The 24,840-nt window shown below is 47.3% G+C and carries 15 protein-coding genes; 10 read left to right on the top strand and 5 right to left on the bottom strand.

Annotation, left to right across the window (positions count from 1 at the left end; genetic code table 11):
* Window positions 1–31 precede the first annotated feature (31 nt).
* Window positions 32–1,678 carry a chaperonin GroEL gene (gene groL / locus BUB81_RS02665; RefSeq protein WP_073317769.1) on the top strand — a complete coding sequence of 549 codons (1,647 nt, stop codon included), beginning with the start codon at window positions 32–34 and terminating at the stop codon, window positions 1,676–1,678.
* A 132-nt stretch (window positions 1,679–1,810) separates the two neighbouring features.
* On the opposite strand, the gene BUB81_RS02660 is transcribed toward groL, so the two are convergent.
* The gene (locus BUB81_RS02660; protein WP_073317765.1) at window positions 1,811–2,674 is read right to left on the bottom strand and encodes a hypothetical protein; all 864 of its coding nucleotides are present in this window, start codon (window positions 2,672–2,674) and stop codon (window positions 1,811–1,813) included.
* 333 nt (window positions 2,675–3,007) lie between these two features.
* On the opposite strand from BUB81_RS02660, the gene BUB81_RS02655 reads away from it, so the two are divergent.
* The 5 genes from BUB81_RS02655 (at window position 3,008) to BUB81_RS02635 (ending at window position 14,720) form a co-directional block, all read left to right on the top strand.
* A complete protein-coding gene (locus tag BUB81_RS02655; RefSeq protein WP_084526147.1) occupies window positions 3,008–8,155 on the top strand; it encodes a PKD domain-containing protein in 5,148 nt (1,715 codons plus the stop codon).
* A 295-nt stretch (window positions 8,156–8,450) separates the two neighbouring features.
* Window positions 8,451–11,312 (top strand): M16 family metallopeptidase, encoded by a 2,862-nt coding sequence (locus BUB81_RS02650; RefSeq protein ID WP_073317759.1) that lies wholly within the window; start codon window positions 8,451–8,453, stop codon window positions 11,310–11,312.
* A gap of 561 nt (window positions 11,313–11,873) precedes the next feature.
* On the top strand, window positions 11,874–13,031 hold the full coding sequence (locus BUB81_RS02645; RefSeq protein ID WP_073317756.1) for an NAD(P) transhydrogenase subunit alpha: 1,158 nt from the start codon (window positions 11,874–11,876) through the stop codon (window positions 13,029–13,031).
* Between the two features lie 3 nt (window positions 13,032–13,034).
* Window positions 13,035–13,319, top strand: a complete 285-nt coding sequence (locus tag BUB81_RS02640) for an NAD(P) transhydrogenase subunit alpha part 2 (RefSeq protein ID WP_073317753.1) — start codon at window positions 13,035–13,037, stop codon at window positions 13,317–13,319.
* 27 nt (window positions 13,320–13,346) lie between these two features.
* A complete protein-coding gene (locus BUB81_RS02635) occupies window positions 13,347–14,720 on the top strand; it encodes an NAD(P)(+) transhydrogenase (Re/Si-specific) subunit beta (RefSeq protein ID WP_425435065.1) in 1,374 nt (457 codons plus the stop codon).
* 46 nt (window positions 14,721–14,766) lie between these two features.
* On the opposite strand, the gene glpK is transcribed toward BUB81_RS02635, so the two are convergent.
* Window positions 14,767–16,272 (bottom strand): glycerol kinase GlpK, encoded by a 1,506-nt coding sequence (gene glpK, locus BUB81_RS02630; RefSeq protein WP_073317747.1) that lies wholly within the window; start codon window positions 16,270–16,272, stop codon window positions 14,767–14,769.
* 63 nt (window positions 16,273–16,335) lie between these two features.
* Window positions 16,336–16,836, bottom strand: coding sequence for an Lrp/AsnC family transcriptional regulator (locus BUB81_RS02625; RefSeq protein ID WP_245819100.1), 501 nt, complete (start codon window positions 16,834–16,836; stop codon window positions 16,336–16,338).
* Window positions 16,837–16,975: 139 nt separating this feature from the next.
* On the opposite strand from BUB81_RS02625, the gene BUB81_RS02620 reads away from it, so the two are divergent.
* From BUB81_RS02620 to BUB81_RS02610, 3 genes are read left to right on the top strand one after another with little or no spacing between them, the layout of a single operon-like run.
* Window positions 16,976–18,256: a purine-cytosine permease family protein gene (locus BUB81_RS02620; RefSeq protein WP_175555756.1), complete on the top strand. Its 1,281-nt coding sequence runs from the start codon at window positions 16,976–16,978 to the stop codon at window positions 18,254–18,256.
* The gene (locus BUB81_RS02615; RefSeq protein ID WP_073317741.1) at window positions 18,256–19,824 is read left to right on the top strand and encodes a hydantoinase/oxoprolinase N-terminal domain-containing protein; all 1,569 of its coding nucleotides are present in this window, start codon (window positions 18,256–18,258) and stop codon (window positions 19,822–19,824) included. Before BUB81_RS02620 ends, BUB81_RS02615 begins: the two co-directional genes overlap by 1 nt.
* Complete coding sequence (locus BUB81_RS02610) at window positions 19,821–20,909, top strand: S-methyl thiohydantoin desulfurase family protein (protein WP_073317736.1); 1,089 nt, start codon at window positions 19,821–19,823, stop codon at window positions 20,907–20,909. The genes BUB81_RS02615 and BUB81_RS02610 overlap by 4 nt, the downstream gene beginning before the upstream one ends.
* Window positions 20,910–20,921: 12 nt before the next feature.
* Here the strand turns inward: BUB81_RS02610 and BUB81_RS02605 are convergent, their stop codons facing one another.
* A complete protein-coding gene (locus tag BUB81_RS02605; protein WP_073317733.1) occupies window positions 20,922–21,302 on the bottom strand; it encodes a DUF3224 domain-containing protein in 381 nt (126 codons plus the stop codon).
* 290 nt (window positions 21,303–21,592) lie between these two features.
* Here BUB81_RS02605 and speA point away from each other — a divergent pair, with 290 nt between their 5' ends.
* Window positions 21,593–23,518, top strand: coding sequence for a biosynthetic arginine decarboxylase (gene speA / locus BUB81_RS02600; protein WP_073317730.1), 1,926 nt, complete (start codon window positions 21,593–21,595; stop codon window positions 23,516–23,518).
* A gap of 38 nt (window positions 23,519–23,556) precedes the next feature.
* Here the strand turns inward: speA and BUB81_RS02595 are convergent, their stop codons facing one another.
* On the bottom strand, window positions 23,557–24,669 hold the full coding sequence (locus tag BUB81_RS02595; protein ID WP_073318660.1) for a serine hydrolase domain-containing protein: 1,113 nt from the start codon (window positions 24,667–24,669) through the stop codon (window positions 23,557–23,559).
* Between the last annotated feature and the right edge of the window lie 171 nt (window positions 24,670–24,840).

The following is a 24,840-nucleotide window of genomic DNA, read 5'->3' as shown; positions in this document are numbered from 1 at the left end:
AACCGTTTAACCGAATTGAGAGGAATTTAAAATGGCAGCTAAAGAAGTACGTTTTGGTGATGACGCCCGCACAAAGATGCTGAAAGGCGTAAACATCCTGGCAAACGCAGTTAAAGTTACCTTAGGTCCTAAAGGCCGTAACGTAGTACTGGATAAGTCATTCGGTGCCCCAACCATTACTAAAGATGGTGTATCTGTAGCGAAAGAAATCGAGCTGGACGACAAGTTCGAAAACATGGGCGCGCAGATGGTTAAAGAAGTCGCGTCTAAAGCAAACGACGAAGCGGGTGACGGTACTACTACTGCAACTGTGCTTGCACAAGCGATTGTTACTGAAGGCCTGAAGTCTGTTGCTGCGGGCATGAACCCAATGGACCTGAAGCGCGGTATCGACAAAGCGGTACTGGCTGCAGTTGAAGAGCTGAAAGCCCTGTCTACTGACTGTGCGGACAGCAAGTCTATCGCTCAGGTAGGTACTATCTCTGCAAACTCTGATTCAGAAGTGGGCGACATCATTGCCAAAGCAATGGAAAAAGTAGGTAAAGAAGGCGTAATCACTGTAGAAGAAGGTCAGGCTCTGCAAAACGAACTTGACGTTGTTGAAGGTATGCAGTTCGACCGCGGTTACCTGTCTCCTTACTTCATCAACAACCAGGAAAGCGGTGCGGTTGAATTAGACAGCCCATTCATCCTGTTGGTTGACAAGAAAATCTCTAACATCCGTGAATTACTGCCTACACTAGAAGCAGTAGCAAAAGGCGGTAAGCCTCTGCTGATCATCGCTGAAGACGTAGAAGGTGAAGCGCTGGCCACTCTGGTTGTTAACAACATGCGTGGAATCGTTAAAGTTGCAGCGGTTAAAGCACCTGGTTTCGGCGACCGTCGTAAAGCTATGCTGCAAGACATCGCTATCCTGACTGGCGGTACTGTTATCTCTGAAGAGATTGGTCTGGAGCTGGAAAAAGTTCAGCTGGAAGACCTAGGTACAGCTAAGCGCGTCGTTATCAGCAAAGACAACACAACTGTCGTTGACGGTGCGGGTGAAGAAGCGGCGATTCAGGCACGTTGTGAGCAAATCCGCGCACAAATCGCTGACTCTACTTCTGACTACGACAAAGAAAAACTGCAAGAGCGTCTGGCTAAACTGTCTGGCGGTGTAGCAGTAATCAAAGTTGGCGCAGCGACTGAAGTTGAAATGAAAGAGAAGAAAGACCGCGTAGAAGATGCACTGCACGCTACTCGTGCTGCGGTTGAAGAAGGCGTAGTACCTGGTGGTGGTGTTGCTCTGGTTCGTGCGGCTGCTAAACTGGCTGACCTGACTGGCGAAAACGAAGACCAGACTCACGGTATCAAGCTGGCTCTGCGTGCGATGGAAGCGCCTTTGCGTCAAATCTCTATCAACTCAGGTGCAGAAGCGTCTGTTGTTGTTAACGAAGTGAAGAACGGCGAAGGTAACTACGGTTACAACGCGGGCAACGACACTTACGGCGACATGCTGGAAATGGGTATCCTTGACCCAACTAAAGTGACGCGTTCTGCACTGCAATTCGCTTCTTCAATTGCATCACTGATGATCACTACAGAAGCAATGGTAGCTGAACTGCCTAAAGAAGACGCACCTGCAATGCCTGACATGGGCGGCATGGGCGGAATGGGCGGCATGGGCGGCATGATGTAAGCCACCCACAAGCTTAACGCTTTAAAGAAAGGCACTCTTCGGAGTGCCTTTTTTATTTCGCGCCAAACAATGGCACTGCTGGATATGGCTGGAACATACAAACACTATTTGGTTGCTTACCCCAGAGCGGGACTACTCTTCGCTGATTGCCTCATTTATTTTGCTTTGCAGACGTTCTAAATTGACATTACCAAAAGCAAAAGGCCCTTCATGGGGAGAGGGACTATCGTGATGTGCCGTAAGCCAGTAGCCAGTTGCGTGACCTGTGGTACCAATTCTTAGCATCATTACACCAATCCACACTTCTTTATTGGGCTCGGCAATCATCTGATAATTGACCGCGGCATACCCGTTGAGGTAATCCCCACTGGCAACAAAGCGTGCGAAATAGCTAAGTGCAGGTTCAAACGTGCTATGCGTGTGAATGTCGGCGGTAATATTGATGTGGTCATCCTGAATGGCAACTTTAATGTTGTCGAATTCATAGTGGTACATTGCCACGTGAAAATCATTTATCCCATCCATGGCGGATAAACTGAAATCTACCCCCTGGCCATGAAATTCCGCAGTGTGCTCATTCAAAGGGAGTAGGCTGTACGCACCAAGACCCATTAGCGAAAAGCAGAAAACGACAAATAGCGCGACCTTGGCATTGCGTGTTTTGCTTTGCGAAGATGTGTTCTTTTGAGCATTAACATTCAGTGCGGTTGAGTCGGTAGGTTGGTCTGGCGCGTTTAATTCCAGAAGTTGTTCGATAGTGGGGATTGGCTGGCTGGAGTCCGGTTGATGTAATTGATAAACAGTTTCCACCGGGAGTTGTAAGAAGTCTGCTATCTTTTCAGCAATTTTTTCGTTCAGTGGGCCTTCGAATGTTCGGTAGTAGGCAGAGGATGACATTCCGAAATGCGCATATACCTCCTTTATCTTCATGCCTTTTTTATTGCCAATTTCTTTGATTAGCGTTTTTAGATTTGCGCTTTTTTGTTCTTCAGGCATACAACCAAACTCCTTGTCTGAATGTGTGTCCCATTACTAAACACAACCCCACAATCCATTTTAAAATTCGATAAACGAGCTATTACGACTAAGGTTGGGAATCGCAATTTACGGAAACGTAATTATTATTGTAAAAGTTAAAGTAACACACTATTCCCAAATTGTTCCCATAATATTCCCAAATCCCTACTTTAGTATAAAAGTATGATTTTTATGTTATTTTGCCGTTGAATGATGGCGGGATTTGTAGTCGTATAAAGAAGGAAATATTTAATGTAAGACTAACTACTTTGGGAAATACAGCGTTACTACGTCGGCTTCTTTGAGTAGATTATGGCGCAGTTAAATAGCTCTGAAAGCACAAAAGTAAAAGCACAAACGTGGTACGGAAGTGTTACAAGAACAAATACGGATATCTCAATGAAGTATAAAAATAGAATAAGAACAATGCTGGTGGTTGCGTCGTTTTCATTGATTTTGGCAGCCTGTGGGGGCGGCGGAGGCGACGGTGGAGCTACGCCTATTTCCCCCCCTTCGACTTTTCGAGTAACAGTCAGTGCCACCGAAGGCGGCACAGTGTCCTCTCTCAATGAGCAAGTAACTAAAGGTGAAACTGCCCAATTTGTTTTAACGCCGGATAGCGATTATTCAATAGAGTCCGTGGACGGTTGCGGAGGAAGCCTGGAAGGTAATACATATACAACGGGAACGATTACCGCTGATTGCAGTATTTCCGTTACCTTTGTTTATATAAATAAAGCGCCTGTTCTAAGCCTGCTGGGAGAAATATCAGTTGGTGAAAAAAACAGCGTTACTGTGACCGCTGACGCGTTAGATCCTGAAGATGAAAAACTCACTTATCAATGGACGCAAACATCTGGAGAAGAATTGGTTATAAGCGATGCTCAGACATCAGCAATTACCATAGATGCTCCTCTAGTAGACGAAGATACTGAGTACACTGTAGAGCTTGTTGTAACTGATATAAAAGGTGAAAGTGTTAGCGATGCACTTACGATAAAGGTCGTCAATGACGAGCAACCTCCCCTAAATGTTAAAATTGTCAGTGGAACAGGTGTATCCACTAATGAAGTTAGCCTTGATTGGTTAAGTACTACGGATAACTTCACCTCTCCAAATGATTTGAAGTATGAAATTTATGTGTCTGATAAACCAAATTTCACTCCCTCGCCAACGGATAAATATGCAGAAGTAACCGGCATTGCGAGCACCAACATTTCAGGATTATCGCCTGACACAACATACTACTTTGTCATCAAGGCTGAAGATGTAATAGGTAATGGTAGCTTTTCAAATAAGCTATCTGCCAAAACAATGGCAGCGGCGCCTGTACTTTCAACTATTAACACGGTCGTAGAAGTGAACGATGTAACGGCTACAACAGACACATTAATCTACGATGTTGAGCAAGAAGATGAAACGCCAGGCGTAGGTGACATTGTAGTGTCAGCTCAAGAAACCGGACTATTAAGAGAAGTAACAAGTGTCAGTAGAACCGGAAATAGCATCTCGGTCGAAACCACACCAGCTTCCCTGAATCAGGTTTATGAAGAGTTAGCATTAAGTACTTCCATAAAACTCATTGATGTGCCCGACGTAGACTCAGTCGATTCCAGTTATATCGACTCACTCAAAGCGCAAGGCTTAATCATAAAGCGACAAAAGAACGGTAAACTTAATCCGACACAGAAAAATGTAAGCCCAACAAATACGTTGGAGTGGGAGCAAAGCCAGCTTACGCTCTCACACACGACTCAAAACAATATAAACATCCGCACAACATCAGCAACTACGTTATCAACCGCTCCTGATGAGTTTCAAGAAGTCAAAGAGGGTAAGTTAATGCTCCGCGGAATGTACAAAGTACTATTCCGAGAAAACGTAACCAACACGTTTGAAGTAAGTGCAAGAGTCATCAATGATATCAATGATGAGTACGAAGTATCGAAGTTTGATTTAGAACGTATTTCCCATAATACCAAAGCAAACCCTGAAAATGACATCACTGTTTCTAATGTATCACAAGGGTCGGATAATAATAAAAAAGACCTGTTATTCATATGGAGCCCTACCGCCGATGATATTGATTTCGATCATGCTCAACCCTACATTGCAGTGTTTAAAGCAACTGTTCAAAAACGCGACTGCAAAATATTGTGTGATGCAAGTACTGCATTACTCAGCGTTAAAATTTATGTTGGTGAAACAGATATACCGAAAACTTCTTCATTAAGCATTGAAAAATCGGCAGACATAACTATTGCGGGAACAGGAAGCTATAAGTTCGAGCCTACTCTGGATGTTTCAGCAATTCTCAAAGGAGCAAAATTAAAAAGTGCGCACGCAAAAGTTAACGGTAATTTAAACGTTGAACTTACGCTCGACATCACCGCAAATGCTGCCGGAAAAGTCGACGGAGAAACCGAATTCGCACGTAAAAACTTTGTGAAAGTAATAGTTGTAGGTGGCGCGCCCATTATTGTACGAGGTGAATTTGGTCTAAGCGGTGAATTTCATGCAGATGCGAAAGCAAAATTAGCGATAAAACAAAAAGTAAGCTTTGACTACAATATTACTGCAGGCTTTGAATACGATGAGAATGGGCATCGTCATGTATTTAATGGTGAACCAACTAGCGCTAACATCAATCTACTTGGATCCGCCGAAGCCGAACTCTATGCCGAGTTACGTCTGGTCCCCGAATTACAGTTATATTTTTATGAGGTGGCTACCGCTCATGTGAAAGTTGAGCCTTATTTGTTTGGTGAAACAAAGGTACAAGGTGTATTTGAAGGCAACGCCGATCTATATACCGGTGGAGATTTTATTGCAGATTATGGGTTTGATTACTTACGCACTGGCGTAGGAATGGATTTAAACGTCAGAGCGGGGCTTGAAGTGATAGAGAAATCACTTATAGGCTGGCCTAGCGAAGATCAAAATCATTTTGAATTGTTTACTATTTTAGACAAGACCCCTCTCTATGGATTGCCTGAGATTTCAGTACTCGATAGCTATATTGCCTACCCAGAAAATAGTTGTGAGATTGAAGCCGTGGCCACCGTGACTCCTATTCCATTTCCATATAGCGATGAAATCGATACCTTCGTTGATTGGGATATGGAAAGCGCAAGCTGGGAACTATTCCCAATAGGGGATGATGATAGTGCAGTTAATTTTTACAATATTAACTCAAAGAGTTATGCAACGGTTACGGTAAGAGAGCCTGTTTTATACAAACTACGTTTTTCTGGGCATAGTGAGTTAGGGGCGTGGGCCAATCAATTTACAGATCAATACTTTGACTTCACGCTCAACGAGAATGGCTTGCCGAATTATTGGGCTTCAAAATATGGTTTGAATGACTCCACAGCTGATAAAGATAACGACGGGCTAAGTAATATCGAAGAATTTAACCATTGCACCTGGGCAAATGACAATGACAGTGATGATGATGGAATTCTTGATGGCTGGGAGGCGAATAATCAACTCGACCCGTTAACCGCTGGTGACAGTGAGCTTGACTCCGATGAGGATGGTCGAACAAACCTTCAGGAATATCATGATGGTACTGATCCTCATCAGGACGATCAAAATCCGCCACCTGTAGTTGACGCAGGAATAGATCAAGTCGTTTCCGAAGGATTCATTGATCTTTTAGGCTCGTTTACAGATGCCGGAGCCAAAGGTACGGAAGCCAGTTCAATAAAGTGGACACAAATTTCTGGGCCAGAGACCACAGTAATTGTTGATGATAAATTAGAAGGTACATTTGTTCCACCAGTCGTACAAAGCGACACAGTACTAACATACCAATTGGAAGTCGTTGACAGTGGTGGTGCGAAAGCGGTGGATACTGTTGACATCACGGTGCTGGCCACTAATGAGGCGCCTCTCGCTGACGCAGGGTCCGACCAAACCATAATTGCTAATGACGTTGTCACGTTGGATGGTTCATTAAGTACTGATCTGGAAGATGACTCAAATAACATTCCCTTACTCTATAAATGGAATCAAATTGATGCTTCCGACTATTCCGTTGTATTGAATGATGATTCTAGTACTACTCCCAGCTTTACAGCGCCCGATGTTGCTGAGGAAACGGTTTTGACTTTTGAGCTAACCGTAACTGATAGCCAACAATCGAGTAGCTCCAGCACTGTTGATATAACAGTGTCACCAGCCTCAATCGATTTGAACAGAGGTCTTATTGCGTATTACCCATTTGACGGCGATGCCAAAGATTATAGTGGTAATGGCAATGACGCAGTAACCACCCAAGACATTGGTTACGGTGCAGGATTGCAAGGGAAGGCTGTTACATTAAATGGTACCTCAGACACTATCGATGCCGGTAACATTCAAATCAACAACGAAGGGATAACCTTATCCATTTGGGTAAAACTCAATCCGGGAGAGATTAAAAGTAGTGGGCAAAGTACGGTGTTTTTTGACAAGCACCAGTCTTTTCACTTTGTTATTTATGACAACGAACTACAGTTTTCTATCGGCTCTGGAGAGGAAAACAAACTCAGAAGTGCTCAGTTGCCAAACGAAAATGTTTGGACTCATTTGGCAGCCAGTTATGACGGTAAACAAATGAGGCTTTTTATAAATGGTAGTCAAGTTGCAACCAAAGAAATTCAATCTGAAATTTCATTGAGTAATTACTCTCTCTATATCGCATCTGATGAAACTGCCAACTTTGTTTACCTGGGTGGAAATGTTGATAATGTAAGAATCTACGATAGAGCGTTACATTATTCTGAAATTCAAAATCTCTTTGATTTTGATCAGAAGAAAGAAGGGGCGGAATATATCTCTAAAATAGATAAAGAATTCTGGTTTGCCGCTAAAGATATGACGCCTAACACAGAAATGTGGGATACGATTGCAATTTCGGAAGAGAAAACCACAATGTGGGTGGATGATTACCAGAATGGCACCAACCTCTATTCAGTGGGTATGTATCCGGTAGAAAATAAATTTTTACAAATCACTAGAATAGTAAAACATCACTGGCGAACATCTAGCGCCAATCCTACCGCCTACCTTTTTCAAACAGATGATGCAAAGAGAAGAGGGTTTGATGAATCCAATGATGAATTGTATTGCGGTATTAGGTTCAAAGTAAAAACAAGTCATTATGGCAATAGCCATTGGATGCAGTTCGATAGAAATGATACAGGCGTACCACTTGAAACACGTTGCACACACTATGCTTATGTTGATTACGTTACTGAAACTATAACTTATGATCCATCCAATGGTGATTTTGTGTTCGAAGGGCCTGGTGCTTTTGAGCAATGGTCTTGTTTACCTCTCGAGAAAAACTTCATAAGAGTACGATTGAATACAGGCACCGGATATAGAATGGCCTCGGGTGGTTCAGTAGTTAAAAGCTCAACTGATATTTTTAATATCGAAATTAAATGGGTTGATGAGATGCCGAGCTTATAAACTTGGGTTTCTGAAAAGTACTTTCAAAGTCAGTTTACGCCAACTGATAGGTGCTGACACGTTACTTGGCCCCTAGAGTTTTGAGTATTCATTTGTTACACAAAGGGAGCTATATCTGCTCCCCTTTGTAACGCTACGCGCAAGTTACTTATCAACTCAATACTTACAAAACCATAAACCGAAACAGGTTGTTACTATAAACTACCGTCTGTTTTGGTTGCCTTATCCGGGCTTGCTGGGCAAAGTAATCAACCGTTGTTATATTGTGATCACTCTTACAATATTAACGACGACAATGAAAATTCCATATCGAGTCAATTTTCTGTTAGTGGCATTAAGTGCGGTTGCGCTAGCTGCTTGTACAAACAACGATCCCGCAACCGCGGCCGACAAACCTACCAGCACCGCACAATCGGCTTTCAGCATTAACTACGAAAAATTCGTGCTCGACAACGGTTTGGAAGTGGTCTTTCATCAGGACGATTCAGACCCGGTTACGGCGGTGGCATTAACTTTCCATGTGGGATCGGCACGAGAACTGGAAGGGCGCACCGGATTTGCTCACCTATTCGAACATTTGCTCTTTTTAGAGTCTGAAAATCTAGGTAAAGGCGGGTTGGACAAAATGAGTTCACGTATTGGCGGCTCTGGCGCCAATGGCTCAACCAGCCGTGACCGCACCAACTACTTTCAAACTGTGCCAAACGACGCACTGGAAAAAATGATCTGGGCTGAAGCCGACAAGCTGGGCTTTTTCATTAATACGGTCACCGAAGAGGTACTGGCGAAAGAAAAGCAGGTAGTGAAGAACGAAAAGCGCCAGGGCACAGACAACCGCCCCTATGGCCATGCAAATTACGTGGTAGGTAAAAACCTCTACCCTGCTGATCACCCTTACAACTGGCAGGTAATTGGCTCTCTGGAAGATTTGCAAAACGCCACACTGCAGGATGTAAAAGACTTCTACAACAAGTGGTATGTGCCCAATAACGCCACACTGGTGATTGCCGGTGATTTTGACGCGAAGCAGGCGAAAGCCTGGGTACATAAGTACTTCGACGAGATCCCTCGTGGTGAGGAAATCACGCCGCTAGCAGACAGACCCGCAACGCTCAACAAAACGGTTAAGCGATACTACGAAGACAACTTTGCGCAACTACCTGAGCTACGCCTTGTGTGGCCGGGTGTCGATTTGTATCACCCCGACGCCTATGCACTGGATATTCTGATGACATTGCTGTCTGAGGGGAAAAGCGCACCGCTCAACAAAGTGATTGTGGAAGACAAACAGCTCACGTCGGGGGTGAGCATGTATAACCGCAACTCTGAACTAGCCGGTGAAATTATGCTGATCACGCGTGCGTATCCGGGTACACCCCTTGATGATGTCTATGCAGGCGTCGAACAGGCTTTTGCGCAATTTGAACAAACTGGGATCAGCGATGAAGATCTGACGCGCATAAAAGCAGGTATTGAAACCGACTATTACGCGAATTTGTCGAGCGTACTTGGTAAGGCATTTCAGTTAGCTCAATACAACATTTTTGCTGATGATCCAGGCTATATAAACCGTGAATTGCAGCGCTATTTATCGGTAACAGACAAAGACATTCAACGGGTTTACCAGCAATACCTGAAAGGAAAGCCATTCATTGCGACCAGCTTTGTGCCAAAGGGGCAGAGCGAGTTGATGTTAGCCGGCTCAACTCCTGCCGAAGTGGTTGAAGAAAAAATTGTGGCGGAAGGTCGCGGCGAGTCGTTTGACCTGAGCGAAGGTGCTGGTTACACCAAAACGCCCACACGCTTTGATCGTACCATTGAGCCTCCTTACGGAGATTTGCCCGTGCCTGCTGTGCCAGCGGTGTGGCAGTCTGAACTAGACAATGGTCTGGGCATTTACGGTATCGAAACCCGAGAATTACCTCTGGTGGATTTTGAACTGACCTTTAAAGGCGGTTTGATGCTGGAGCAGAGCGACAAAGTCGGTGTATCCAGCTTGCTGGCGACCTTAATGCAAAAAGGCACGGCAACCAAAACGCCGGAAGCACTGGAGAAAGCCATTGAATTACTCGGTGCAGACATCAGTGTATACAGCGGAAAGCAGTCGATTACAATTTCCGGTACCACGTTAGCCAAACACTACAATGAGACCATTGCCCTGGTGTCAGAAATGTTGTTGGCACCGCGTTGGGACGAAAAAGAGTTTGAGCTGGCAAAACAGGAAGCGCTGAGTACGATTGCTCAGCAGCGTGCTAACCCTAGCAGTATTGCTGACAACCAGTATTACAAGCTGTTGTTTGGCGAGGATCACATCCTGTCGAATAATCCATTGGGCACTGTTGAGTCGGTTAACGCTATTACCCTTGACGACCTGAAGCAGTATTATGCGGCGTACCTGTCTCCTACTGTGGCCAGTTTTCATGTTGTGGGGGCGATCGACGCCGATACTGTTACTGCATCATTACAGCCGCTAAATGCTGCCTGGCCGGCAATAGCGGTGACGCTGCCGGCTTTTGAAAGCCCATCTCACCCTGAGCCTGCACTCTATTTCTACGATGTGCCTGGTGCCAAACAATCCGAATTACGCTTTGGTTATCTGGCATTGGCAGAAACCGATCCGGACTTTTACCCTGCTACATTAATGAACTATAAGCTGGGTGGCGGCGGCTTTGCCTCACGTCTTATGCAAACGCTTCGCGAGGGTAAAGGGTATACCTATGGTGTGCGTTCGGGCTTTAGTGGTACCGACATACCCGGGCCATTTACTATTTCGTCGGGTGTTCGCACTAACGTGACTTATGAGTCAGCGGCCTTGGTGAAGGAAATCCTGGCTGATTATGGCGATACGTTTACAGAGCAGGATCTGGAAAATACGAAAAGTTACTTTATAAAAAGTGCGGCGCGTCAGTTTGAAACCGGGAATGCTAAATTGGCCATGTTAGAGAAAGTGAGTCGTTATGGCTGGCAAGCTGATTATGTAAAACAACGCATGACGCTGGTTCAGAGCATAACCCAACAAGACATCGCCAAACTGGCCAGCAAGTATGCTGATCCCGATAAGCTTATCTGGTTAGTGGTAGGAGACGCTGAAACGCAAATGCCAAGACTCACCGAGCTTGGTTTAGGTAAACCCGTTTTGTTGAACCCGAAACACTAGTTCTCGGGGCTTCCCCCATATAGATAAAACTAAAGCGTCGCATTGAGCGGCGCTTTTTCGTTCTATACCCGCGAAGTACGACCAAGTTATGAAAAATATACTGCTAAGATGCAATGAAAGTTTCGCATTTGAACTGCTATGTTAGTTACTGAAGTACATCATTAAAATCTACTTTTATCGCTACGAGCTTGTCTTATACTGCGGCATAAAGTGCTATTTATCGTGTCCGCGCAACAATTTTCTTTCCACATCATATAAATATTAATTATAAGTAAAATGCATTCCATAAATGAAATATAAGGCCCGACCTTGCAATTTTTGCTTTCATTTTCGATTTTATTTATGCATTATTGGCGAAAGCCGTAGTCCTTTCCAATAAAAACCACAAGAACGGGAAGATTACATAATTGTTATTCATAAGTGAGCTTTATAGTAAGGTCGCTTTACAATTTTGTAGTTAATGGATTAAAGCATCTTGTGGCAGCAAATAAATACTGACTTAGCCGACGTACCTGTACGCGCGGTTAGGGACCTTTTTGCCCGGAGGAGAGGAGAATACCCTTGCAACTCTTAGTACTAAACGAAGCAAAGCACGCTGTGGATTCAGCGGTAGTGGAGCGCCGGTGTGCGGTAACACCAAACACCGTTATGCGACTTAGCCGAATGGGGCTGGACGTTGTGATTGAATCTGATGCCGGCGTGCGTTCCGGTTACACCAACGACGCCTATGCCGAGCAAGGCGCAACAATCATTGACGATGGTGTTGAAGCATTGTCGGGTGCAGACATTGTGCTCTATGTGAATCGCCCATCAGAAGCACATCTGGCCAAACTCAGTGAAAACACCCTGGTGATTGGCCATATTGATCCCTTCTTTCAACAGTCGCTGGTAGAGCAACTTGCCGCCAAGCAGGTATCTACGCTGTCGGTTGAAATGATCCCCCGCTCATCGCGTGCGCAGAAAATGGATGCCCTGAGTTCACAAGCCAGCTTAGCCGGCTATGTCATGATGCTGCAGGCTGCCAATAACCTTCCCAGCATTTTGCCGATGATGATGACGCCGTCCGGTACCATTAAACCGGCCAAGGTCTTTATTATTGGTGCAGGTGTGGCAGGTCTTCAGGCTATCGCTACCGCGAAGCGTATGGGCGCAAACGTGCTGGCGTATGACACTCGCCCGGTTGTCGCCGAGCAGGTAGAGTCGCTGGGCGGCAAGTTTCTGAAAATCGATATTGGCGAAACCGGCCAAACCAAAGACGGTTATGCCAAAGAGCTGACCGACGAACAAAAAGCCAAGCAACAGGAAGCACAGCGCGATGCGATTGCGGATTCCGATATTGTGATCACAACAGCACAGTTGTTCGGTCGCAAACCGCCGGTACTTATCCGCAAAGAAACACTGGCACTGATGAAACCTGGCAGCGTTGTGGTGGATATGGCCGCACAGTCTGGTGGTAACGTTGAAGGCTCAGTCGCAGGTGAAACTGTGCAGGTAGAAGGTGTAACGGTAATTGGTACCGGACACTGGAGCCAGCAAGTGGCCACCGACGCCACCGACATGTACGCCAACAACTTGTTCAATCTGATTGATGAGTTCTTTAACACCGAATCCAAACAGTTTGAACTGAATCTGGAAGACGAAATTCTGGCCCAAAGTGTGATCACACACGGCGGCGCAGTAATCAATGACATGCTGAAAAATGCTTACGGGGGGCAATAACTCATGGAAACTATTTACCTGATTTTTATTGTTTTACTGGCTGCATTCTTAGGCTTTGAACTGATTCGTAAAGTGCCAGCTACCTTGCACACCCCATTGATGTCGGGTTCTAACGCAATCTCTGGTATCACGCTGGTAGGTGCATTAGTAGCGTCTGGTGCAGAAAATGACACATTAACAACGGTTTTGGGCACTGCCGCGGTGGCGCTGGCAAGTATCAACGTAGTGGGGGGTTACATGGTAACCGACCGCATGTTGGGCATGTTCAAGAAAAAACAAGGCAAGTAAGGAGATTATGCTGTGAGTAATAATGCAATGATCATCAATCTTGCCTACATAGTGGCAACCACTCTGTTCATTCTGGGTTTAAAGCTGTTAAGTCATCCGGGCACGGCCCGTCGCGGTAACTTTGTGTCTGCCATTGGTATGTTTATCGCTGTTGTGGTTACTCTGATCGATCAGCAGATCATCAGCTACCACTGGATCCTATTCGGCTTCTTGCTGGGCGGCGCCTATGGTGCATGGAAAGCCAAGAAAGTCGAAATGACGCAAATGCCGGAAATGGTGTCGCTATTTAACGGTTTCGGTGGCTTAGCATCACTGTTGTTAGGTTGGGCAACCGTTAGTGGTATGAATCAGCTTTCCATGGCGACCACAGATGAACTGGTATTTGTCACTATTTTCCTGACAATCCTGATAGGTGGTGTCACGTTCTCGGGCTCAGTAATTGCCTGGGGTAAGTTGTCAGGCAAAATGTCATCGAAGGCATTCATCTTCACGGGTCTGCGCGAACTAAGCATTCTGCACCTACTTGGCTTTGTTGCGGTTGGCTATTTATTTGCTACCGAGCCCTCCAATGAATTGTGGCTGTATGTAGCAATTGGTCTGGCCTTGAGCTTTGGTGTGTGGGCAACCATTTCAATTGGTGGCGCGGACATGCCGGTTGTTATTGCACTGCTGAACTCGTATTCAGGGGTAGCAGCCTGTGCCGCAGGTCTGGCTGTAGCTAATACAATTCTGATTGTTACCGGTTTGCTGGTGGGCGCGTCTGGCTTGATCCTGACCAACATCATGTGTAAAGCCATGAACCGCTCGCTAATGAACGTATTATTGTCAGGCTTTGCCAAGCCGGTTGAGATGGGTGAAGCCATCGAAGGTGAAGTGAAAATCATGGCAGCGCAGGACGCATTCTATGTGCTGGAAGCTGCGCAATCTGTGTTGGTTGTTCCTGGCTACGGTATGGCTGTTGCTCAGGCGCAGCACGCTGTGCGTGAACTGCAATCGCTGCTGGAAGAAAACAATTGTACGGTTGAGTATGCTATTCACCCGGTTGCCGGTCGTATGCCGGGTCACATGAACGTATTGCTGGCTGAAGCTGACGTGCCTTATGATCTGCTGTGCGAAATGGACGATGTGAATCCGCGTATGGAAAACTACGACGTGGTAATTGTTATTGGTGCTAACGACGTAGTTAACCCGGCAGCGAAAGAAATGAAAGGCAGCCCGATTTACGGCATGCCGGTTATCGAGGTGTATCGCGCGAAAACGGTATTTGTGCTGAAACGTTCAGCCAATGCGGGCTTTGCCGGCGTCGACAACCCGCTGTTCTTCAAAGACAACACTCGTATGGTATTGGGTGATGCGAAAGATACTATTAACAGTATCATTCGTGAGTTCGGCGACGAATAGTAAATACTTACTTTCGCAAAAGAGCCATGCTATATGCATGGCTTTTTTATGCGTGTTGTGCCATCAGTAACGTGGCGGATACAGCCTGCTTCCATTGTGCCAATCGTTGCTGACGTTGTTCATCGTTACCTTCGGGGTTAAACGTGCACTCGGTAGGGTTCGCATTTTGAATTGCATCCAGTCCGCTTAATTGCCCGGCTTGTATAGCCGCCAACAGCGCAGCGCCCAGTGCGGTTGTTTCCATTACAACCGGCCGCACAACCTGTGTGCTCAGGGTGTTCGCCAGGTGTTGGCAAAACCAGGAGTTGGCCACCATGCCGCCATCCACTTTTAATACACTGGGACGAATATCGCCGCTGCTCATAGCCTCTAGCAGATCGTTAGTTTGATAACACACTGACTCCAGTGTCGCTCTTACAATGTGTGCCGCCGTTGTGGCCCGGCTAATGCCAAAAATAGCGCCCCGGGCAGAGGGCTCCCAATAAGGTGCGCCAAGTCCGGTAAAAGCGGGCACCACAACCAGTCCATGTTCATCGTCAACATCACTGGCAATCTGTTCAGAGTCGGCGGCGTGTGTGATCAACTGAATGCCGTCTCGCAACCACTGCACTGCTGCACCGGCAATAAAAATCGACCCTTCAACGGCGTAGTGGGTCTGTCCTTTAATGCGGTAAGCCAGTGTTGTGAGCAGGTTATGCTGATTAATATCACACTGTGTACCCGTATTTACCAGGGCAAAGCAGCCTGTGCCATAGGTAGCTTTTACGTTACCAGGCTGTACACAGCCCTGACCTATTAGCGCAGCCTGTTGATCGCCCGCTACACCGCTGATGTGAAGAGGGGCGTCAAAATGTGTGGTGATACCAAAGTCATCCGCACAGTCTTTTACGGTAGGTAACATGGAAGCGGGGACATTAAACAAAGACAGCAGTGCAGGATCCCAGTTTGTGGTGTTGATATTAAACAAGCAGGTACGGCTCGCGTTGGTGACGTCGGTAGCATGCACTCGCCCTTCTGTTAACCGCCAAATCAAAAAGCTGTCAACGGTGCCAAAGAGCAACTCGCCTTGCTCGGCCTGCTCTCTCGCGCCTGGCAGGTTATCGAGGATCCAGCTGATTTTGGTGGCCGAGAAATACGGGTCTAGCCGCAGCCCGGTTTTTGACTGAACCATCTGCTCGTGCGGTTTCAGACCTTTGCAGATATCCCGAGTGCGCCGGTCTTGCCATACAATGGCCGGGTAAACACATTTGCCGGTTTCACGGTGCCAGACCAGCGTAGTTTCGCGCTGGTTAACGATACCGATGTGCTTCACTTGCATTCCCTTAGAGTGCGCGGCGCTTAATGCCTCCTGCGTAACGGCTTGTACGGTTTGCCAAATGGCTTCCGGGTCGTGCTCAACCCAGCCGTTTTTGGGGTAATGTTGGTCAAAGGGCTGTTGCGCAATGTGAATGATTGCGAAGTGTACATCAAACAGGATAGCCCGCGAGGACGTGGTGCCCTGATCAATAGCTATGTACCCTGTTGCCGGATTGGTCGCAGTGTTAATAGACATAGTGATTGTGTCGTTATTGTTATTTTTTGAGTGTAGAAGGATTCGCGTTGCTATGCCAGTGGGCTAGTCTTCCAGCCACTTAAGCTTTTCCAGCGGATAGCCCAAATACCATTTCGTTCGCTCCAGAATCGGACGGATTTCTATACGCTTGATACCGAGTGAGTCATTGGCACTTAATGTATCGCAGGCATCCTTTAATGCGGTTAGGTTGGGGAAGCAGGTGAAGGATATATAATCCATGTCACCGCTAATTCGTAAGCAATCCATGAATTCAGGGATGCCCTGAATCGCTGATTCAAACGCGGATTTATAGGGCATGGTATTGCTATGGAGGTAAAATTCCACATAGGCCAGCACGTGCTCACAGATCCTGTCCAGGTCCATTTCGCAATGAAAATTAAAGAAATAACCTGCTTCTCTTAATGCCTTTTTACGTTGAAAGCAGGCGCTGGGAGACAGCCCCACCCGTTCAGCTAACTCCTGGTTCGACAGATCGGCTTCCTTATGGACGATAGCGAGAATCTTCTTGTTGTATTCGTCGAGTTTAATAATACGCTTAGCCACAATTGCCCTTTGCAAAACATTCTTTTGTCTGACGACTGTACTGAAAAAGCGAGTTTTTGCAATGCTACTGACTTCGCGAAGAAATTTTGATGCACTTTCCTTACACTGGTAACAACTAGTCATCACAGCAGGAATGTGCGTGGAGCCTCCTTACGATACTGATACACAGTCAGTGCAACCAGAACAAAAAGTGAATTGGCCCCGAGTGGCTTCCGTGTCGGCAATGGTCAGCTTTTCCATTCCCACCTTTGTTACCGGAATTGAGCTCTTTGGTGCGCTGAGCTGGCAGCATGCATTTATTGCTATGGGCATAGGCGCGGTGCTGCTTACGCTTATTGGCGGGCTAATGGGGGATATTGGGGCGGCCACCGGTAAAAATTCTTACATGTTAGTTCAGCGCGCTTTTGGTAAGCGCGGAGCAGCGATGCTGAATTTGTTGTTTGCCTTGTCATTAGTGGGTTGGTTTGGGGTAAATCTAGACTTGTTTTCAGCTTCGATTATGCAAGTCATCGGGGGCGATAACACCGACCCTGTTAGTGCTACCGTGATTGAGGCCATTGCTGGTATAGCCATGGTGGGAACAACCTTGTTTGGGTTTTCCATGATAAACCGGCTTTCTACCTGGCTGGTGCCTGTTATGGTGGCGTTTGGTATAGGTTTACTCTGGCTGGCGCTTGGCATGACCCCCGTTTCAGCGCTAACGGAAAGTCATTCGCACATCTCTCACACCATAAGCGACGGTGTAAATATGATAGTGGGCGTGATTATCATCGGCGCCATTATACTCCCTGACATCACGCGATTTTCCCGCCAACGCCGTGGTGGAGTATATACCGCTTTTTGGTCTTATTTTATTGCCCAGTCGGCGGTGCTGCTCATTGCAGCTTATGCTGCCGTGGCATTCGGTTCCCGGGATATTCTTAACATCATTATGGCGATGGGGCTGGGTAGTTGGGCATTGCTTATTGTTATTGCAGGCAGTTGGGTGCTTAACTCCCTCAATATTTATAGTGCTCAACTCGCAGTAAGCGTTAATTTACCAGCTGTGAGTGCGAATGTTATTTCAGTGGTATTGGGTTGCTTAGGGATGCTCGCCGCCTTCTTCAATATTCTTGACCACTTCATCACGTTTTTATCCATTCTTACGGCGTTGTTTATTCCGGTGGCCGGCATCGTTGCGTTGGATGTCCATAGAATCAGGTCACAAGCTTACAGCGCAGGTGCTCGCGTGGTTAACCTGAATCTGCCGGCAGTAGTGGCCTGGGTAGCGGGCGCAAGCTACGCGAATATGAGTTTGTTTTATGCATTGCCCGGCATTACGGAAATTACGGCTATAGATGCATTGTTACTGGCCACCCTATTGTATTGGGTGGGTAGCGTTATTAAACCAACCGGCACCGCTATTCTGGAGAACAACTAATGCGTATAGGTATTGATGTCGGCGGCACACATACTGATGCCGTGTTGTTAGATGCGTCAACGGTGTTGTCGTCAAATAAAACACTGACTACAGCGGATGTGACGTCGGGCATCGTAAATGCTATCAAAAAATTGCTCGAAGACAGTGGGTTGGAAGACAGCCACGGTATTGATGCCGTTATGATTGGCACCACGCAATTTACCAATGCTGTGGTAGAACGCAGAGAACTGTGCCCGGTGGCTGCCATCAGACTTGCGCTACCTAGTGGAAAGGGCTGTCCGCCGTTAACTGGCTGGCCTGGTGATATTGCTGATGCTGTTGGGCGCCATGTCTATACCTGCCACGGTGGTTTTCTTTATGACGGTAACACTCTCGCCAAGGTGAAGCTTGAGGAACTCGATAAGGTTATTGCAGATATTCAGCAGCGACAAATTCAGTGCGTGGCGATTTCGTCAGCCTTCTCGACCATGGACGCTACGCCTGAAAAGATGATGAAGGCCAGGTTGCAGAAGGCTCTGCCTCATGTTCGCGTTACGTTGTCACATGAGATGGGCAGTCTTGGCCTGTTGGAGCGTGAAAATGCAGCCATCCTGAATGCAGCACTATTGCCCTTTGCCGATCGGGTTGTTTCTGCCTTTCAACAAGCACTGCAAAAGCTGGGATTACGGTGCCCGATGTTCATAAGCCAGAACGACGGCACATTGATGAATACGGATTTTGTGAAGCGATTTCCTGCACTGACTTTTGCTTCCGGGCCAACGAATTCATTGCGCGGCGCTTACAAATTAACAGGCATTGAGAATGCGCTGGTGGTGGACATTGGCGGTACTACATCTGACATCGGTGTACTGCAGAACGGTTTTCCCCGTGAGTCCGGGCAGGTAGTGGATATTGGCGGTGTTCGCACCAACTTCCGCATGCCTGATGTTCGCGCTGTAGGTTTGGGCGGAGGGAGTATTGTTTCTGCGGACGGCAAGCAAATTGGCCCCCAGTCATGCGGTCATAAGCTGGTCACTGAAGCCAGAGTCTTTGGTGGTAACACCTTAACAACCACCGATATTGCAGTGGCTGCAGGTTTTGTTGCTATTGGGCCGCACGCTCACTCACTGGCGCTGCCTGATTCATTGGTTCAGCAGGCATTAAATACAATGAAAGCCCTGCTGGACCGTAATATCGATATGATGAAACCCAATGCCAAGCCCGTACCCGTTATTTTAGTGGGAGGAGGAGCAATACTGGTGAATGGAGATTTAGCGTCAGCGTCTGAGACAGTGCGACCTGAGTATGCGGGTGTTGCCAATGCCATTGGTGCTGCCATTGCGCAAGTAGGTGGTGAAGCAGAAAGCTTGATGTCGTATCGCAGCCTCGGCCGGGAGCCTGCCCTGGAGCAAGTGAAGTCACTGGCTATAAAACACGCGTGTAATGCTGGAGCCTGTCCTGACTCTATTCGGATCCTGGACATTGAGGAAACTGAAGTGCCGTATATGGACGGAGAAGTCACGAGAGTAAGGGTAAAAGTGGTCGGTGAGTTAAATGCGCTATCAGGGAGTCGGGAGGTGACCGCATGATACTGAATACAATCGGGGTCGAAGACATGGATGCACTGAGTCTGGGCTCTGTATTTTTAGCCACCGGCGGCGGTGGCGATCCGTATTTACCCATGCTGCTTACAAAGCAGGCGCTAGAGACATTTGGGCCGGTCAGGCTCATTCAGGTCGATGATCTTGACGATGACGCCAATATTGTGGCTTTAGGCGCCGTCGGAGCACCCACTGTCAGCCTCGAACTTTTGCCTTCCATTGATGAAGCAAGTGAGACACTCACTGCATTTGAGACACACACTCAAAAAGCGGTTGATGTGGTTGCTTCGTTTGAAGTAGGGGGTGGGAATTCGCTGTTGCCCATTATGGCTGCTGCCGGGAGAGGTTTACCGGTTGTTGATGGGGATGGCATGGGAAGAGCGCTGCCAGAAGCCCAAATGATGACGTATGCAATTGCAGGCGCAAAGCCCACGCCCGCAGTGGCAAGGGATTACGCTGGAAATACTGCTTCGTTTAACACATCAGACACGGCTACTTATGAACGCCATATTCGCGCGTTTGCGATGTCAGCCGGAGGTATGATCACGGCAGCTGAACACCCAATGACAGGCGCGTTTATAAAACAAGCGATTATTCCAGGCTCACTGAGTTTTGCCATACAACTTGGTCGCTTGTTAATGGAAAAACGAGGACCGGTAGAGCAGATCGTAGAACCATTACAGGCACTGTTCAGCGGTTCCGTGTACGGGCGTTGTGAGTTGCTTTTCACCGGTAAAGTGGTCGACAAATCTACGCGTATTACTGGGGGATATGATGTTGGTTCTGCGATCATAGAAGACTTCGATAATATCCACGCGCCATTAAATATAGCCATTAAGAATGAGTATCTGCTGGCGACGCAAAACGATAAAGTACTGGCGAGTGTGCCGGATTTAATTGTGGTAGTGGATTATGATACGTCTGAACCCATTAACGCAGAACGTTTGAAGTTTGGCCAACGTGTAGGCGTACTGGCGGTGGGCTGTCCGGCTTTTTATCGCACAGAGGCTGCGCTGAAAGTAGTGTCGCCGCGAGCTTTCGGTTTTGATATTGACTATGTGCCGCTGGACTAGCGGCAAGCACGGCTACTTTGCAAAGGCGTATTCGAAGTCGTAGAAGTGTTTTCCGTCGACATTCTGAATTTGCATATTGCCATACAATCCCGTTAATTCGCCGGTAGCGGAGTCAGGCACTACTACAATCGTCAGCTGTTGTTCGCCGCGGCTCATAATACCCGAGTGCTGCAGAGAGAACGTCCCGTTTTTGCCGGCCAATGAGCCGGTCACTGTCTCCATGGCTACATAGCCAGCAGAGCCAGGTTCATCCGTTCGCACACTCAACATTTGGCCAAAACTATTTCCACTTAGGTCGCCGCTATAGGCTTTGCTAAGTAACATGCGGCCCATGGCTTTTTCATCTTGCTGAGGAGTCAGTTCTACGGTGAACTCACCAATTATCCGCTGCATTGTCGTACTCCTTGTCGGTCAACTAACGTTCTGCATTGCCTGTGTACCGACTTCTATGCCAGATTCAAAGACTTATCGTTTGATCCATGTTACGGTGGCGGGTAAAAAATAGTCAATGACTTTCGGTTTATTTGCAAAAGTGAATCGATAACGGGCTTTTTTTCGTATTGAAAAACAGTGAAATTGTCATAGCACTGCAAGTAAAGGTCGTTATAATACGCGACAATTTTTAAGCAATATTCTGTACGCATTTTTTGCCCTGCGGACAGGCGATTTATATAAGGTACATCATGGTTGGACTCTCGTCAGACTGGTCGATCGAAGAAGCTGAACGCATCTACGGCGTATCGCGCTGGGGCGGTGGTTATTTTAAGATCGGTGACAACGGTAATGTGCACGTGGTGCCGAATCCTTCGGACCCGTCCGTGCGCATCGATTTTAAAGCGGTAATCGATGAAATTCTGCAAGAAGGTGTGCAGTTACCTGTGGTAGTGCGTTTCCACGACGTACTGCGTTCTCAGGTTGCTAACCTGAATACTATTTTTAAAAACACCATTGCCGAAGCGGAATATCAGGCTGAATACAACGGCGTGTATCCGGTTAAAGTAAACCAGATGCGCGAAGTGGTAGAAGAGATCGTTGATGCAGGTGAGCCCTTTAATTACGGGCTGGAAGCCGGTTCTAAAGCAGAACTGCTGACTGTGTTGGCTATGAACACCAACGAAGACTCACTCACCGTGCTCAACGGCTATAAAGACGAAGAGTTTATGCGCCTGGCGTTATTAGGTCGCAAGCTGGGTCGCCGCATGGTAGTGGTAGTTGAAAAGTACTCTGAACTCCTGTTGCTGGTGCGTATTGCCAAAGAATTGCAAATAGAGCCCATCATTGGTGTACGCGCCAAAATGACCGTGAAAGGCCGTGGTAAATGGGAAAGTTCAGGTGGCGAACGCGCCAAATTTGGTCTTACGATTTCTGAGATCATCAACACGGCGCGGTATCTGAAAGACGAAGGTATGGCCCATTGCCTGAAACTGCTTCACTTCCATATTGGCAGCCAGCTAACTGACATTCGTTCTGTTAAAGAGGCTATTTCTGAAGGTGCCCGCATTTATGCTGAACTGCATAAAATGGGTTTCCCGCTGGACTTCGTTGATGTGGGTGGTGGCCTGGGCATCGATTACGACGGGACGGCGTCTACCAGTGAATCGTCGCGTAACTATACCATGCAGGAATACGTGTCAGACGTTGTTTATGGCATGAAAGAAGTGTGTGATTTAGAAGGTGTACCGCACCCTAATCTGGTAAGCGAAAGTGGCCGTGCTATTACCGCACACCACAGCTGCGTAATCACCCAGATTGTGGGTGAAATCCGCTCTAACAGCTCGGAAGTCGACACCAGCGAAAACGAAGGTGAGCATATCTTCGTGAGCAACATGCGTGAAATGGCTGAGAGCTTTGATCAGCAAACCAATATGCAGGAAGTGTATAACGACGCATCGCAATATAAAGAACAGGCACTGGATGCCTTTAAACTGCGTGTCTTGTCGCTGGAAGAGCTGGCCAAAATAGAAACCCTGTACTGGCAGATTATCTCGCGTTTGCAGACCTATTATGCGAACGCAGAGTATGTGCCGGAAGAGTTACAGGAGCTGGATTACAGCTTGTCGTCGCAGTACCTGTGTAACTTCTCGGTATTCCAGTCGGCAGCTGATACCTGGGCTATTGACCAGTTATTGCCTGTGGTGCCGATTACACGCATGAACGAAAGACCGGAAGTAAACTGTGCGCTGGTGGATATTACCTGCGACAGTGACGGCAAAATCGATCAGTTTACAGTGGGACGTGAAATTACCGACATTCTGCCTATGCACAAGCTGAAGAAGGACGAGCCTTATTACATTGGGTTGTTCTTAACCGGCGCATATCAGGACGTGATGGGCGACATGCACAACCTGTTTGGTCGTTTGAACGAGGTACATATCTTTAGTTACGACGACGATCCGGAAGACTTCTACATTGAAGAAGTTGTTAAAGGCTCTTCGGTGGAAGACGTGTTGTCTATCATGCAATACAATCCTAAAGCGATGGCTTCTGACGTGAAGCGCCTGATTGACAAGCAAGTATCAGCAGGCAACATCAAGCCTCGCGAAGGCGTTCGCTGGACAGACTTTTACGAGAACTGCTTGAGCGGATACACTTACCTGAAGACCAAGTAAGTGGTTACTGGGGGAGTGGGCGACGAGCCCGCTTCCCGTTAATTTCCCACGCTGGTTGTTTGCTGTTGCTGGCGTTTCGCTTCCTGAAAATAGGTTCGCCAGAAGTCAGCTGTTGTGGTGTTAATGAGGTTGGATTCCGCGTTCATTAGCATGACATAACCCGCGCGATACTTAGGCGAAAACGACACGTCTGCGCGATACCCTTTCACCCAGCCACCATGATAGTTCAGCGTTTCACCTGCATAGTCATAAATACGCCAGCCAAATCCATAATGGGCATCGGTTAACTTGTCGCGCCAGCCGCGTCGGTAGACTTCACGCGTGGTTTTTACTCTTGGCGTAGTCACGTCGGCAATGACATCTTCAGGCACAACGGTGGGGAATTCCAACAGCATTGCCTGGAGCCAACGTGTCATGTCATTAATACTGGCGTTCACCCCTGCTGCCGGGCTGAATCGGTAGTAGTTACTCTCGACATGTCCTTCTCGCCAGCGGTTTCGCGCAATGGCAATATGGGGTCTGGCCCACTGTTCAGACGCCAAAAGGCCGCCCTTTCCGGCACTGGCGGTTTCCATACCCAGGGGATATAAAATCTGCTCTCTCAACTGGCGATGATACGACGTATTGTTGCCAACAAAGTACTCTTCAATCACACCAAACAGGGCATTCTGATAAGTGTAACACTCGCCCGGTTCGCACAGTGGTTTCAGTCCGGCAAGCTGATTCAGGACCCGTTTCAGCGGGTAGTTGGCTTCTATCAGATTGTCGTAGGCATTTGGCATGTAGCCGCTTGACTGACCGACAATGTGGCCCAGTGTAAGGTTCGGGTTCATGGTGCCCTGGGATTGCAGGGTAGTGCTCAGCGAGGCGACAGGTGTGGACCAGTCTAGCTGATGCTGCCTTACCAGCTTAGCCATCAGTACGGCGGTAAAGGTTTTTGAAACCGAGGCTAAACGAAATACGGTGTCAGGCGTCACGGCATCGCCGCCTTTGTGCGTGTTGCCATACACTTCGATTACCGGTGCTTTACCTTGCTGGTAGTACACCATGGCATAGCCCGGCACGCGGTATTTTCTGGCTTCTTGTTTGACGTGCTTTGCATAATCGGCAAACCACTGTTCTTCGCCCAGCGCATATTGCGAGGTCAGCATACTGACAGCAAAAAACAGCGCAAACGCCCGGTTTACGCAACGCGACAAACGAAAATACAAACAACACTCCGGTAATTAGTAACGCACGCACGTGCTTGTTATGCGGATAAGAACGACCATATTATGCGGTCACGGCTAAAAGTGATCAACTCGAGACGTAAAGTTCGTTTA

The organism is Marisediminitalea aggregata (assembly GCF_900129565.1).
In the GTDB taxonomy this organism is placed as follows: Bacteria; Pseudomonadota; Gammaproteobacteria; order Enterobacterales; family Alteromonadaceae; genus Alteromonas; species Alteromonas aggregata.
This window is presented reverse-complemented; position numbering and strand designations above follow the sequence as displayed.